Origin of the sequence: Serratia sp. root2 (genome assembly GCF_031931805.1) — a bacterium.
GTDB lineage: Bacteria > Pseudomonadota > Gammaproteobacteria > Enterobacterales > Enterobacteriaceae > Serratia > Serratia inhibens.
This window is the reverse complement of sequence record NZ_JAUJXB010000001.1, coordinates 1,612,514-1,626,070: the sequence shown is the minus strand read 5'-3', so window position 1 is coordinate 1,626,070 and position 13,557 is coordinate 1,612,514. Positions and strand designations below refer to the sequence as shown.

The window sequence follows — 13,557 nt, the reverse complement described above, 5'->3', positions numbered from 1 at the left end:
CTGAAACCTGGACAAGCACGGCGAGCTATTCACTGGCGCAGATAAACCTGTGGCAACGCCACTTCCGGGTGGTGCACCACGCCTAAATCGGCCTGATACCAGCGGGTCAGAATATCCGCCTGCAGGACCTCCTGCGGTGTGCCCACCGCAACCAGGCGCCCCTGATGCAGCAATAAAATCCGGTCGGCATACAGTGCGGCCAAATTCAGATCGTGCAGTACGCAGCATACCGCAATGGGCTGTTGCCGCGTCAGTGAACGCAACAGCCTCAGCGTATGTTGCTGGTGGTAGAGATCCAGCGCCGAGGTGGGTTCGTCCAGGAACAACCAGGAAGGCGAGGGCTGCGGTTGCCAAAGCTGCGCCAGCACGCGAGCTAACTGTACCCGTTGCTGTTCACCGCCGGACAGGCGGCGATAATCCCGCTGGGCCAGTTCAAGACAATCGGTTTGCGCCATCACCTGCTGCACCGCTTGCTGCACATGACGCTTGCCGTGTGGTGACCTGCCCATGCTGACCACTTCCTCGACGGTAAACGGAAAGGCCAGATCGCTGTGCTGGCGCATCACCGCGCGTACTTTGGCCAACTGTTGGGGCTGCCACTGATCCAATGGCCGCCCGAGGAGTTGGCACTCGCCGCAGCCCGGCGACAGGTAGCCAGTCAGCAGACGCAGCAGCGTCGATTTTCCCGCGCCGTTCGGCCCGATAATCGCCACCATTTCGCCGCTGGCGATGCTTAGCGAAACGTCGTTGATTAACCGGCGCGAACCCAGGCTGTAACGTAGTTGTTGTGCCGTCAGGCTTGATGCGTTATCCACCCGTACGCTCCCGCTGGCGCATGACCAGCCATAAGAAATAAGGCCCGCCAATCAGGCTGGTCATCAGCCCGACCGGCATCTCCGCCGGTGCCACCAGTGTCCGTGCCAGCGTGTCGCTGACCAACAGCAGGCAGGCTCCGCCCAGCGCGGAACAGGGCAACAGCCAGCGGTGATCGCCGCCGAGCCGCATGCGCACCAGATGCGGTACCACCAGGCCGATAAAACCAATGACGCCGCTGATTGCCACCGCCGCACCAATCAGCAATGCACTGAGCAGAAGCAGTTGCAGTTTGGCGCGTTGGACATTTACGCCAAGGTAGTGCGCCTCTTCATCGCCCAGTTGCAGCAGGTTCAGGCGGCGTGCCTGTAACAGCGTCAAGAGGGCCGCCGGCAGGATCAAAGAGGCAGAGACGACCAGCGTCGGCCATTGTGACTGGCTCAGGCTGCCCATCATCCACAATGAAAACTGACGCAGCTGTTGATCGCTGCTGAGATAAGACAGCACGCCGATGGCCGCCATGCACAGGGCGTTGATGGCGATCCCCGCCAGCAACAGGCGTGACAGGCCACCGTGCCCGCTGCGACTGATGCCGTAGATCAGTAATGACACCATCATGCTGCCGAGGAAAGCCGCCAGCATGTGGCCATACAGGACAATGACCGGCGGCAGGGCCAGCGGCATAACGATAATCAGCGCGACGAACAGCGCACCGCCGCTACTGATGCCCAACAGGCTGGGATCGGCCAGCGGATTGCGGAACAGCCCCTGCATGACGGCGCCGGACACCGCCAGTGCGCAGCCGATGACCACCGCCAACAGCACACGCGGCAAGCGGATGTTCAGCCAGATATGCCAAGAGGTATCGCTGAACGGCGCTTGCCACAGGGTGCGAAACGACAGCGTCAGTGCGCCCATATTGGCGGCGCCCAGCGCCAATAGCGCAAGCAGCACCAGCAGGCCGGCAATGATCACGCGTGGAGAGAGGCGACCGGGCATTACTTTTGCTCCGCCGCATTACGCAGTTTGGCCAGCGCGGCCGGCGTTTCCAGCCCAAAGCCCAGTAGTGCCATATCGTCGACCACCAACACGCGGTGGTTTTTGCCGGCAGGCGTGAGGGCAAGACCGGGCAGTTTCCACAGCTGATCCAGGCCACCGAGGGTCTTAACGCCATCGGTGGTAACCAGCAGCAGATCGGGCGCGCTGGCGATCACGCCTTCCTGCGACAGCGGGCGGTAGCGGTTGAATCCTTGCATCGCGTTCTTCAGCCCTGCGGCGGTGATGACTGCATCGGCGGCGGTATGCTGCCCGGCGGCCATCGGCGTAATGCCGCCGTGGCTCATGACGAACAACACCCTGATCGGCAACGATGACGTGTTCACCTGAGCGAGCTGTTGTTGGTAACGGGCGCTCAGTTGCTTGCCCTGGTCGGTGCGTTGCAGCGCCTGGGCGATGACCGCGATTTTTTCCGGCACCGCCTGCAAGGTTGTGTCGCCGGGAATTCGTACCACCTTAATGCCGCTCTCCTCCAACTGCTTGAGCACCAGCGCCGGCTCAGCCAGTTCGGTGGTCAGCACCAGCGTGGGTTTCAGCGCCAGAATGCCTTCGGCATTGAGTTGACGCATATAGCCGACATCCGGCAGCGGTTTTACGGCCTCCGGCTGCAGACTGGTGCTGTCTCGTGCAATGATCTCATCGCCCGCGCCAAGGGCGAAGGCAATTTCGGTGACGTCACCGCCTATCGAGACAATACGTTCCGCCGCCGCAGCGGTGAACGGCAACGCCAGCGCAAGGCACAGCGTCAGACTGCGGGACAATGGAGCTTTCATGCGGCAATGTCCTTGGGTTCAAGCGCGGCAACCTGCTCACGCCATTGGGTTTGTTCCGGCTGGCCCTCGGTACGTTGGCCGTATAGTTGGGCGATTTGCGTGCCGTCGGCGGCGAACAGTTCCAGGCTGGTAACGAAGCCGTCTTTGGTGGGTTTGCGGGTGATCCAGCTTTCTGCAATAGCGCCTTCGATCAGGTGCAGGGTAAAGCGGCGGTTAAACACGTTAATCCAGCCTTCCTGCGGCATCAGCCGCTCGATTTGGCCGGTGAATATCTGCACGCAACCTCGGTTGCCGACAAAAATCATGATCTCGTTTTGCAGATTCTGAGCGGCGTTAAGCAACTGCGCCAAGGCACTATTATCCACCCGATACGCCAGATCGTTGCCGACGGCGCGGAAAGCCTGCTGACGCGTCAGCTTATGGCGGCCCAGCAGTTGGAAGAACTGATGAACGTCGGTCATTTCACGCCATTCCCGGTCAATTTTTTCGGCGTCCGGTGCGGCGTTGCCGACCGTGGCGTCTGCCGCCTTCAGTTCCAGAGCCGGGTTTTCTGCGCTCAGATGGCGCTCGACCAGCGCCATCCAGGCCACCAGGTCGGTTTCCTCGGTGGTGTACACCTTATGCAGGGCGTCGCCTTGATGATCGAAGAACTGAATGCTGTGGCGCACGCCGCGTTTGTTGGTTTCGCTCATGGCAAATACGCTGGCCCACTGATTGAGGAACAGGCGCAAATCCAGCTCGCGGGGGTTAAGAATCAACCCTGCGTGGCCATTCAGGTGTTGGTTAAGGTAGCGGCCCATTTGCTCATGCACCGCATAGCTGTTGCGCGTAATGGACTTGGTGACGCCAACCTGCTCCAGCTCGGTCAGCAGGGTGCGTGCGTCGGCTCGCAGGCGGCGGGTGTCTTCACCCACGCGGGCATGGGTCAGTTCCGCTTCGCTGACACCCAGCAGCTCCGCCAGATCGCGTGCGTATTTGCCAGGATTATCAATTTTTGCCTGCTGGTAACTGGCGTATAAGTTATTGCTCATCGGTTATGCTCCTGTGTGTGGTTCAAGCGGCGGGCAATCGGCTTGCCCGCCGTATTCAAAAGGTTACCACTGATAACTGACCAGCAGTTTGGCGTTGCGGCCATCCTGCGGAATGCCCTGCGGCGAGTAATATTCTTTATCGAAGGCGTTGCCCAGCACCACTGTGGTGGTGACGCCCTGCAGGCGTTCGCGGCCTTTATAGCTCAGGTAGAAGTCGTTGACGCCGTAACCGCCTTGCTCGGCGGTGCCGGTTTCCACGCGAGTGGCGCGTTCGGCGAAGGTAGCGACCCAACCGGTCGACAGACCGGTTTCACCCAACGGGATATCCAGCGTGCTGGTAACGGTGTCAGGGTTGATGCTGTTTAACCAGTCGCCGCTGGCTTCGTTCTTGCCGCGTGTGCGGTTGTAAGCCAGATCCCAGCCGAAAAGCGCCGTTTTATAGCTCAGCATGGCGTCCCAGCCCCAGATTTTTGCGCGGTCAATATTGGTCGAGAAAGTGGTGCAACTGATGCAATAGGGGCCACGCGGGCCACGGCCCAATTCCATGGTGACGTCGGTGGTGATGTAATCTCTGGCCTTGGTGTCAAAATAGCTGGCTTTGAATTGCAGGCTGTCGTCTGCCAGCAGCAAATCGTCGAAGCGCAGGCCGAAGCCATATTCCTGCGTCGCGTTGGTTTCCGGCTTCAGATTCGGGTTTGGCACCCAGTTGTTGGTAATGGTGGTCGGCCCCATGGGGATCGAGAAATGTTTGGAGTCGTTATACATTTCCCCCATGGTTGGTGCACGGAACGCCTGGGAGTAAGACCCGAACACCATCAGCCAGTCGGTTGGCGTAATGCTGATTGCCCCTCGTGACGACCATTTGTCGGCGTCGACATCCGCATAGCCGTAGCTGGAGCCTTTGTAGTTATCGTAACGGGTGCCGGCAAGCAGGGTGATGGGCAGGTCGCGCAGGGTGATTTCATCCTGGAGCCAGCCGGAAGCAAAATTGATTTTCGCCTGAGGGAAACTTTCTGTCGCGCCGCCCGGCGTCTGTTCTTGCTTATAAGCTTCCGAACCATAGGTAAACAGGTGCGACGCGAAGGTATCGGCAAACAAACGGGTGCGGTTTTCCAGTTTTGCGCCGCGGGTGGTTTGCTTGCGCGCTTCATCTTCACTGCCGTTGTTGTGGGCGTTGATCGCCACATCGGAATAATACACTTTCGCTTCGGCATCCAGCCATTCCTGACCAACAGGTTTCAGGCGGTAGCTGAGCTGGGCATCGCGCTGGATCGTGGAGCGGTCGGTCATCAGGTTGCCGCTGGAACTGGTCGGCTCCTGGGGGTTTTTCGGCTCCTGCGCCCGATTGTTGTAGTAACGCAGATTGCCGCTCAATGACTGGTTTTCGTCCAGAGTCCAGGTACCTTTGGCCAACAGGTTGTTGATGGTTTCATCGTTTGGCGCGTCAAAACCGTTGCCCTGGCGCAAATTGCCGACGTCGCGAGTGCCGAACGACAGCAGGCCGTCGAGATTGTCGGTCTTGCCGTAGGCGCTGGCCCCCATGCCCAAGCTGTGATCGCCGCTGGCTGCGGTGCCGAATACCCGGAAACCGCTGTCACGACCCGGCAGCAGCAGATCGGCGGCATCGACCGTTTCATAGGCGACCACGCCCCCCAGCGCGCCGCTGCCATACAGCAGAGCGGCCGGACCGCGTACGACTTCAATGCGTTTAATCAGACCGGGATCGAGGAAGGTGCCATTGATGTGTCCGGTATCCGTTCCCTGACGGATGCCATCCACCAGCGTCAGTACACCCCGACGATCATAGCCCCGCATCATAATGTCCTGGCCGTTGCTGCGGCCGGTGCCGGTGACGGTAATACCGGGCACCCGGCGCAGCATATCGGCTGCGGTCGACGCAGTCTGGCTTTCCGGCGTGTTGCCTTCGATTACCGTAACCATCATCGGCGCTTCAAAACTGCTGCGCTGATTGCCGGTAGCGACAACGGTCATGGCGTCTTCGCCGGTTTTATCGGTTTTTGCCGGGGTGCCGACAGAAGAAGAAACTGTGCTGGTGGTTTGTGCAAAAGTCACCGTCGGCAGAGCACAGGCAATCGCCAAACTCACTGCGGATAAACGCAGCCGGGTGCAAGGGGTCAGAGGCATGTCGCAACTCTCCATATGTTTTAAACATATCAATGGATTTGCTGGCTGCCTGGATCGACGCGATCGGGGTGGCTGGCATTAAGGAATAAGGGATTATTTGGTCAGGATTAATTTCCCGGCTTTGGTCTGCCGCAGTTGGTAACGCTGGCCCTGATGGAGGATGATCGCTACGCCGTCTGCACCAAGCAACTGAGCGCTGTCGTAGCAAGGAGGCGAGACCAGGCTGCGTTCAGCTCCGGGGATGTCTTGGACATGTGGGGGGGTATTGTGATTATCCATCGTCATTTGTTTATAAAACAGACCATTAAATGGTAATTAATATCATATTGATAATCATTATCATGTGAACGAAAGGTTACATCAAGGAAAATTTTCTTACCGATGGAACCTTTTTGAAAGAAGGGCTGTCGGAGCGGTCCGGGCACGCCCAGCCCGTAAAGTAAGGGGTTATTTCAGCAGGGTTTCGATGCGGTCAAACAGGCGTTCAGGTTTGGTGATGGGCGCGAAACGTTTCACCCGCTGGCCGTCGGCGGTCAGCAGGAACTTGGTGAAGTTCCACTTGATGCGCTTACTGCCCAGAACGCCCGGCGCCAGGCGTTTCAATTCGTTGAACAGCGGGTGCGCACCGGGGCCGTTAACCTCCACCTTGCTGAACAGCGGGAAGCTGACGCCGTAGTTGAGCGTACAAAAATTGGCGATCTCCAGCGGATCCCCAGGCTCTTGCGCGCCAAACTGATTGCACGGGAACCCCAACACCATCAGGCCGCGCTCCCGATAGTACTGCCAGAGGTTTTCCAGACCACGGTATTGCGGAGTAAAGCCGCATTTGCTGGCAGTATTGACCACCAGATAAGCACGGGCAGGAAAATCGCCCAGAGTTTTGTGTTCCCCTTGCAGAGTGACGCAGGGGATGGATAACAGTGAATGGCTCATGCAGGAAACTCCACATCCTGTTGGCAGGGGCGCGGTTTATAGCGTCTGCGGGCTTGATTGGCGTAAGTATAGATGAGTGAAGGGAACGTTGAAAAACCGGGATGTCGCCACCCCGGTGAACAGGTTCAGAAGCGGGTATCTACCGCATCGGCCAACATGGCCAGCAGCTGTTCGCTGTCGGACCAGCTCAGGCACGGGTCAGTGATTGACTGGCCGTAAGTCAGCGGTTGGCCGGCAACGATTTTTTGCGTGCCTTCCACCAGGAAACTTTCTGCCATCACGCCGGTGACGGCGGCGGAACCGGCTCGGATCTGCTGGCAGACATTCTCTGCCACTTCCAGTTGACGGCGGTGCAGTTTCTGGCAGTTACCGTGGCTGAAGTCGATAACCAGATGCTCCGGCAGCTCAAATTCGCGCAGGCTATCGCAGGCGGCAACGATATCGGTGGCATGGTAGTTCGGCGTTTTGCCGCCGCGCATGATGATATGACCGTAAGGATTGCCGCTGGTCTGATAAATCGTCATCTGCCCGTTTTTGTCCGGCGACAGGAACATGTGACTGGCGCGTGCCGCGCGGATGGCGTCAATCGCGATGCGGGTGTTACCGTCGGTACCGTTCTTGAAGCCCACCGGGCAGGAAAGTGCAGAGGCCATTTCGCGGTGGATCTGGCTCTCGGTGGTGCGTGCGCCGATGGCACCCCAACTGATCAAATCGGCAATGTACTGGCCAACCACCATGTCCAGGAATTCGGTTGCGGTCGGCAGTCCGAGCTGATTGACTTCCAGTAACAGTCGGCGCGCCATTTCGATGCCACGATTTACCTGGAAGGTGCCATCCAGCGCCGGATCCGAGATCAGACCTTTCCAACCCACCACGGTGCGCGGTTTTTCAAAATAAGTGCGCATCACGATTTCCAGGCGATCCTGATAGCGAATGCGCAACGCGTTCAGACGACCGGCATAATCGATGGCAGCATCTAAATCGTGGATGGAGCAGGGGCCGATAACCACCAGCAGGCGACGATCTTCGCCGGTAAGAATCTTTTCAATTCGTTGTCGTGACGCTGTCACGCCATCGGCGATTTCCGCCGAGATCGGCAGCTTCTCCGCCAATGCTTGCGGCGTGACGAGGCTATCGATGCGCGCGGTCCGCAGTTCATCTGTTTTGTGCATGATTTTCTCTAAAGACTTTTCTTCGCTGCGGCAGGAGTGCCGGGAAGTGATGGCGATCACAATAACGTAAAAACCGATGAATTCAACCGTAGAAATTGTGTTCTGTTGATCGAAGCCACTAAAAAAAGCACAAAAATCATGGCCTGCGGGAAATTAGCGGCAAGCGGCAGGAAAAATGTCCCTGCCGGAGAGCGTAATAGCGCGCAATTAGCGGCGGGCCGTGCGGGCTAGAACATGCGGCGACTCATTCCAAGAATATCCAGGATTTTAGTGGAGATTTCCTCCACTGAATAGTTGGTGGTGTTCAGATAACGGATCTGGTTTTTGCGGAACAGGGCTTCTACTTCGGCAAGCTCCATCCGACACTGCCGCAGCGAGGCATAACGGCTATTTTCGCGGCGCTCTTCGCGGATGGCGGCCAGCCGCTCCGGGTCGATAGTCAGCCCGAACAGTTTATGCTGAAACGGTTTCAGCGCGGCGGGGAGATGCAAATTGTCCATATCGTCGGCGGTAAACGGATAGTTGGCGGCGCGGATCCCGAACTGCATCGCCAGATACAGGCTGGTGGGGGTTTTGCCGCAGCGTGATACGCCCAACAATATGACCTGAGCCTGATCGAGATTGCGCAGCGATATGCCGTCATCATGGGCTAACGTGTAGTCAATGGCAGCGATACGGGCATCGTATTTACCGAGGTTGCTGGCGGTCAGCCCGTGGGTGCGGTTCGGCACCGGCGTGGGTTCAACGTCCAGTTCACCCTGCAACGGGCCGACCAGCGCCTGTACGATATCTTGGCAAAAACCTTCGCTCTGGGTAATGACATTGCGCACTTCCGGCGAAATGATGGAGTAAAACACCAGCGGGCGCACGCCAGTGTCGCGATAAATATCGTTAATCTGCTGGCTGACCGCCCGAGCCCGCGCTTCGGTTTCAACGAAGGGCAACGTAAAGGTCGTGGCTTTGACCGGGAATTGGGACAAAACCGCGTGGCCCAACACTTCGGCGGTGATCGCCGTCCCATCCGAAATATAAAAAACGCTTCTTTCCACCCGAGGCTCCTTACCTGAAACGGTGATGCAGTTGTATCGCCTGCTTAACGGTATCATGGGCTTCAGGCGATCCCGCGGTAAAGGGGCGAGCAAAAAAAATGTGATAATGCAGGCAGAGTAGCTCACTAATTTTCGCGATCGAGGAAATAATGAAGGTGAGTTTTTTTATGTTGAAACGCTATTTTAATTTTTATGAGAAAAATGACTTGTCTTTTTGAGGGGCTTACTCAGGATGTTGGCGTAATTTCAATCAAAGACAGGCAATTGGCATGGCTTTTAAAACGGAAGTTTAAAAAATACTTAATTTGTTGAGATTTAAGCTTTTAGTGCGACAGGGAACGGTTCCGGACAAATTTCGCCGTTCAGGTAATTTTCCGAAAATCCACTTTCTTCATTGGGTTGATCGATTCACCTTTCCATTTCTTATGGATCATTGTGCTAGTCTGAATTGGCTCCGCTTTGTCGGTGCCCAAGAAAGCAAATGAATTAAATCCGTCTATACCCTACTGATAGCAATAAGGATTGTCTCGATGTCCAACAATGGCCCAGACTTGCGTAATGTGCTTTGGTACAACCAGCTCGGCATGCACGACGTTGACCGTGTCGGCGGCAAAAATGCCTCCCTCGGTGAAATGATCACCAATCTTTCCGATTTGGGCGTGGCCGTGCCAAACGGTTTTGCCACCACCGCACAGGCGTTTAACGATTTCCTCGAGCAAAGCGGTGTTAACCAGCGCATCTATCAATTACTGGATCAAACTGACGTTGACGATGTTGCTCAACTGGCCAAGGCCGGTTCGCAAATCCGCCAATGGGTCATCGATACGCCATTCCATGCGGAATTCGAGCGTGAAATTAACCTGGCTTACCAACAGTTGGCGGACGGCGAGCCGGAAGCCTCGTTTGCCGTGCGTTCTTCCGCGACTGCGGAAGACATGCCGGATGCCTCTTTTGCCGGCCAGCAGGAAACTTTCCTCAACGTGCAGGGCATCGACGCCGTCATGGTGGCGATCAAACACGTATTCGCCTCGCTGTTTAACGACCGCGCCATTTCGTATCGCGTGCATCAGGGCTATGACCACCGCGGCGTAGCCTTGTCGGCCGGCGTACAGCGCATGGTGCGTTCCGATCTGGCCTCTTCCGGCGTGATGTTCACCATCGATACCGAGTCGGGTTTTGATCAGGTGGTGTTTATCACTTCCGCCTTGGGTCTGGGCGAAATGGTGGTGCAGGGCGCGGTGAACCCGGATGAGTTCTATGTGCATAAACCCACGCTGTTGCGTGGCAATCCGGCTATCGTGCGCCGCAACCTCGGCTCGAAGAAAATCCGCATGGTGTATGCACCATCGCAGGATCACGGCAAGCAGGTAAAAATTGAAGATGTGCCAGAGCAGCAACGCAATCGTTTCTCTCTGACCGACCAGGAAGTGGAAGCGCTGGCGCATCAGGCGATTTTGATCGAAAAACATTACGGCCGCCCGATGGATATCGAGTGGGCCAAAGACGGCCATACCGGCAAATTGCTGATTGTGCAGGCGCGTCCGGAAACCGTACGTTCCAACGAGCAGACGATGGAGCGTTATCAGCTTAACGGTACAAGCTCGGTGCTGGTGGAAGGGCGGGCTATCGGCCATCGCATCGGTGCCGGCCCGGTGAAAGTGATCCATAACATCAGCGAAATGGATCGTATTCTGCCGGGGGACGTGCTGGTTACCGATATGACCGACCCGGACTGGGAACCGATCATGAAGAAAGCGGCGGCGATAGTCACTAACCGTGGCGGCCGTACCTGCCATGCGGCGATTATCGCTCGCGAGCTGGGTATTCCGGCGGTGGTCGGCTGTGGCAACGCAACCGACCTGCTGAAAGATGGCCAGAAAGTCACCGTTTCCTGTGCGGAAGGCGATACCGGCTTCGTGTACAGCGACATGATCGACTTTACCGTACAGAGCTCCGAAGTGACTGAGCTGCCGGATCTGCCGTTGAAAATCATGATGAACGTCGGTAACCCCGATCGGGCCTTCGATTTTGCCCGTTTACCGAATGAAGGTGTGGGGCTGGCCCGTCTGGAATTTATCATCAACCGCATGATTGGTGTCCATCCAAAGGCACTGCTGGAGTTTGATCAACAAACCCCGGCATTGCAGAACGAAATCAAGGCGTTGATGTTGGGTTATGACCATCCGGTCGAGTTCTACGTGGGCCGTCTGACGGAAGGGATCGCCACACTGGGCGCGGCATTCTGGCCGAAACGCGTGATCGTGCGTTTGTCCGATTTCAAATCCAATGAATACGCCAATCTGGTGGGCGGCGAGAAGTATGAACCGCACGAAGAAAACCCAATGCTGGGCTTCCGTGGCGCAGGCCGCTATGTGGCGGACAGTTTCCGTGATTGCTTTGCGATGGAGTGCGATGCGGTAAAACGCGTGCGCAATGAAATGGGCCTTACCAACGTCGAGATCATGGTGCCCTTTGTTCGCACCGTGGCGCAGGCGGAGGCGGTGGTTGCAGAACTGGCGCGTCAGGGCCTCAAGCGCGGCGAGAACGGCCTGAAAGTGATCATGATGTGTGAAATCCCCTCCAATGCGCTATTGGCGGATCAGTTCCTGGAACACTTTGACGGCTTCTCGATCGGCTCCAACGACATGACTCAGCTGACGCTGGGGTTGGACCGTGACTCGGGCGTGGTGTCGGAACTGTTTGATGAACGCAACGAAGCGGTGAAGGCACTGCTGTCGATGGCGATTCAGGCAGCGAAGCGTCATGGCAAATACGTGGGTATTTGTGGCCAGGGCCCGTCCGACCACGAGGATTTCGCCGAATGGCTGATGGAGCAGGGCATTGATAGTCTGTCCCTCAATCCGGATACCGTGGTGCAAACCTGGATCAATCTGTCGAAGAAAAAATAACGCTTCACCGCAGATTAATTGCTGACGTAAAACCGTAACTCAGGTTACGGTTTTTTTATTGATGAATGTAGATGATGTGGGTGGGGGAATAAATGTGGCTAAAAAAAGAATAAAAAAAAGCCCATCAAGAGACGGGCAAAGACTACACACAGCAATTCACATGTATGGCATTACATTGTTTGGAAAGCTTGCTTTAAAATCAGTGATTTGAAGCAATATATGCTAATAATACTAAATATTTAAAGGTCACTAGTCATTAAGAATCATCCTAATCAATACGTGCCTCACGGTTTATTTTTCAGATTGCTTGTTTCATCTCGACGGTATAAAGATGTATTTATCCAGCATGTTCAATTAATGCACTGGCATGGGGCTGCGATATTATGGCGGAGAGTGAATTCAAAGGCAGGAAATGCCCCGGGATCTTGCTGAGGGTATTCTGCCCGGTAGCCCGGGCAGAATAGGGGAATTACCGCTCTTCCAACTCTTTGGCGACTTCGTCCAGATCGGCCGTGGGTTCAGGCGCTTCGTCCATCCAGGCGGTGAGCAGACGATAAGATACCGCCAACACCACCGGGCCGATAAACAGGCCGATCATGCCGAAGGCCAGCAGGCCGCCGATAACGCCGGACAGGATCAGTAGCATCGGCAGATCGGCGCCCATGCGGATCAGCACCGGCCGCAGCACGTTATCCAGCGTGGCGACCACGCAGCTCCATACCAGCAGTACCGTGCCCCAGGTGGTGTCGCCGCTCCAGTACAACCAGATAATCGCCGGCACCAGCACCAGTAGCGGCCCCAATTGCGCCACGCAGCAAATGAAAATCAGCACCGTCAGCAAGGTGGCGGCAGGAATGCCGGATACCGCCAGACCAATCCCGCCCAGCACCGACTGCACCAGCGCCGTCACCACTACGCCCAGCGCTACCGCGCGGATCGCCTGGCCACCCAGCACCACCGCCGCGTCGCCGCGCTCGGCCGCAAGACGCGCCGCAAAGTGGCGAATACCCAGGGCGACTTGTTCACCGCGCGCATACAGCAGCACGCTGAACAGCAGCATCAGCGTACAGTGCAGCAGGAAACGGCCGATATGCGCCGCTTGCGCGACAAACCAGGTGGCGGTCTGACCGAAGTAAGGTTGGATCTTCGCCAGCAGCGCCGCGCCGCCGGCATTCACCAGAGTGTGATAACTGTTATAAACTTTGTTGCCGATCATCGGGATCGATTGCAACCAGGCCAGATCGGGAATATGCAGCTTGCCGGGGGTGCTGGCCCAGGCAACGACTGGCGCGCTGTTATCCACCACGCTGCTGACCAGCAGCGAAATCGGCAGGATGAACAACAGGATCAGCAGCAGCGTCATGACGAGGACCGCCAGCGAACGCCGGCCCCAGAGTACTTTTTGCAGTTTGATCAACAGTGGCCAGGTGGCGATGACCACCATGCCGGCCCAGGCAAAACCGAGAATAAACGGTTGAATGACCCAAAAACAGGCGACGATCATGATGGCGATAAACAGCACGCCAAAAATAATCCGTGGCAAATCGTATCGGGATTGCGGGAGTGTCATGAATTAGGTTCTCATCCTGGTAAGTTAAATCCTTTGTACCTGCTAAGCATGGTGCATTTTCGCCACTTTTCACAATACGGCGCACCTTTTATCGTGCGTCATTCTG

11 protein-coding genes are annotated in these 13,557 nt (G+C 56.7%); 1 reads left to right on the top strand and 10 read right to left on the bottom strand.

Going from position 1 to position 13,557, the window contains the following annotated elements; all coding sequences use genetic code 11:
• Positions 1 to 29: 29 nt before the first annotated feature.
• From QZQ97_RS07275 to ppsR, 9 genes are all read right to left on the bottom strand, one after another.
• Positions 30 to 815, bottom strand: coding sequence for a heme ABC transporter ATP-binding protein (locus tag QZQ97_RS07275; protein WP_311992898.1), 786 nt, complete (start codon positions 813 to 815; stop codon positions 30 to 32).
• On the bottom strand, positions 808 to 1,812 hold the full coding sequence (locus QZQ97_RS07270; RefSeq protein WP_311992897.1) for a FecCD family ABC transporter permease: 1,005 nt from the start codon (positions 1,810 to 1,812) through the stop codon (positions 808 to 810). Before QZQ97_RS07270 ends, QZQ97_RS07275 begins: the two co-directional genes overlap by 8 nt.
• Entirely contained in the window at positions 1,812 to 2,642 is an 831-nt protein-coding gene (locus QZQ97_RS07265) for a heme/hemin ABC transporter substrate-binding protein (protein WP_311992896.1), read from the bottom strand. Before QZQ97_RS07265 ends, QZQ97_RS07270 begins: the two co-directional genes overlap by 1 nt.
• The gene (locus tag QZQ97_RS07260) at positions 2,639 to 3,673 is read right to left on the bottom strand and encodes a hemin-degrading factor (protein WP_311992895.1); all 1,035 of its coding nucleotides are present in this window, start codon (positions 3,671 to 3,673) and stop codon (positions 2,639 to 2,641) included. Before QZQ97_RS07260 ends, QZQ97_RS07265 begins: the two co-directional genes overlap by 4 nt.
• 63 nt (positions 3,674 to 3,736) lie before the next feature.
• A complete protein-coding gene (locus tag QZQ97_RS07255) occupies positions 3,737 to 5,818 on the bottom strand; it encodes a TonB-dependent hemoglobin/transferrin/lactoferrin family receptor (protein WP_311992894.1) in 2,082 nt (693 codons plus the stop codon).
• Positions 5,819 to 5,911: 93 nt separating this feature from the next.
• Entirely contained in the window at positions 5,912 to 6,097 is a 186-nt protein-coding gene (gene hemP / locus QZQ97_RS07250; protein ID WP_442995177.1) for a hemin uptake protein HemP, read from the bottom strand.
• Between the two features lie 168 nt (positions 6,098 to 6,265).
• The gene (locus tag QZQ97_RS07245; protein WP_126482335.1) at positions 6,266 to 6,751 is read right to left on the bottom strand and encodes a glutathione peroxidase; all 486 of its coding nucleotides are present in this window, start codon (positions 6,749 to 6,751) and stop codon (positions 6,266 to 6,268) included.
• A gap of 125 nt (positions 6,752 to 6,876) precedes the next feature.
• Positions 6,877 to 7,923 carry a 3-deoxy-7-phosphoheptulonate synthase gene (locus QZQ97_RS07240; protein ID WP_311992892.1) on the bottom strand — a complete coding sequence of 349 codons (1,047 nt, stop codon included), beginning with the start codon at positions 7,921 to 7,923 and terminating at the stop codon, positions 6,877 to 6,879.
• Positions 7,924 to 8,150: 227 nt separating this feature from the next.
• A complete protein-coding gene (gene ppsR / locus QZQ97_RS07235; RefSeq protein WP_126482337.1) occupies positions 8,151 to 8,972 on the bottom strand; it encodes a posphoenolpyruvate synthetase regulatory kinase/phosphorylase PpsR in 822 nt (273 codons plus the stop codon).
• Between the two features lie 530 nt (positions 8,973 to 9,502).
• Between ppsR and ppsA the strand changes: the two genes are divergently transcribed.
• On the top strand, positions 9,503 to 11,881 hold the full coding sequence (gene ppsA, locus QZQ97_RS07230) for a phosphoenolpyruvate synthase (protein ID WP_311992891.1): 2,379 nt from the start codon (positions 9,503 to 9,505) through the stop codon (positions 11,879 to 11,881).
• A 469-nt stretch (positions 11,882 to 12,350) separates the two neighbouring features.
• Here the strand turns inward: ppsA and ydiK are convergent, their stop codons facing one another.
• On the bottom strand, positions 12,351 to 13,451 hold the full coding sequence (ydiK, locus tag QZQ97_RS07225) for an AI-2E family transporter YdiK (RefSeq protein WP_311992890.1): 1,101 nt from the start codon (positions 13,449 to 13,451) through the stop codon (positions 12,351 to 12,353).
• Positions 13,452 to 13,557 lie beyond the last annotated feature (106 nt).

What these genes read in the sequence shown, in the direction of transcription:
- QZQ97_RS07270 (WP_311992897.1), bottom strand. Translation starts at nt 1,812, where the DNA reads ATGCCCGGTCGCCTCTCTCCACGCGTGATCATTGCCGGCCTGCTGGTG.
- QZQ97_RS07265 (WP_311992896.1), bottom strand. Translation starts at nt 2,642, where the DNA reads ATGAAAGCTCCATTGTCCCGCAGTCTGACGCTGTGCCTTGCGCTGGCG.
- QZQ97_RS07260 (WP_311992895.1), bottom strand. Translation starts at nt 3,673, where the DNA reads ATGAGCAATAACTTATACGCCAGTTACCAGCAGGCAAAAATTGATAAT.
- QZQ97_RS07255 (WP_311992894.1), bottom strand. Translation starts at nt 5,818, where the DNA reads ATGCCTCTGACCCCTTGCACCCGGCTGCGTTTATCCGCAGTGAGTTTG.
- hemP (WP_442995177.1), bottom strand. Translation starts at nt 6,097, where the DNA reads ATGGATAATCACAATACCCCCCCACATGTCCAAGACATCCCCGGAGCT.
- QZQ97_RS07245 (WP_126482335.1), bottom strand. Translation starts at nt 6,751, where the DNA reads ATGAGCCATTCACTGTTATCCATCCCCTGCGTCACTCTGCAAGGGGAA.
- QZQ97_RS07240 (WP_311992892.1), bottom strand. Translation starts at nt 7,923, where the DNA reads ATGCACAAAACAGATGAACTGCGGACCGCGCGCATCGATAGCCTCGTC.
- ppsA (WP_311992891.1), top strand. Translation starts at nt 9,503, where the DNA reads ATGTCCAACAATGGCCCAGACTTGCGTAATGTGCTTTGGTACAACCAG.
- ydiK (WP_311992890.1), bottom strand. Translation starts at nt 13,451, where the DNA reads ATGACACTCCCGCAATCCCGATACGATTTGCCACGGATTATTTTTGGC.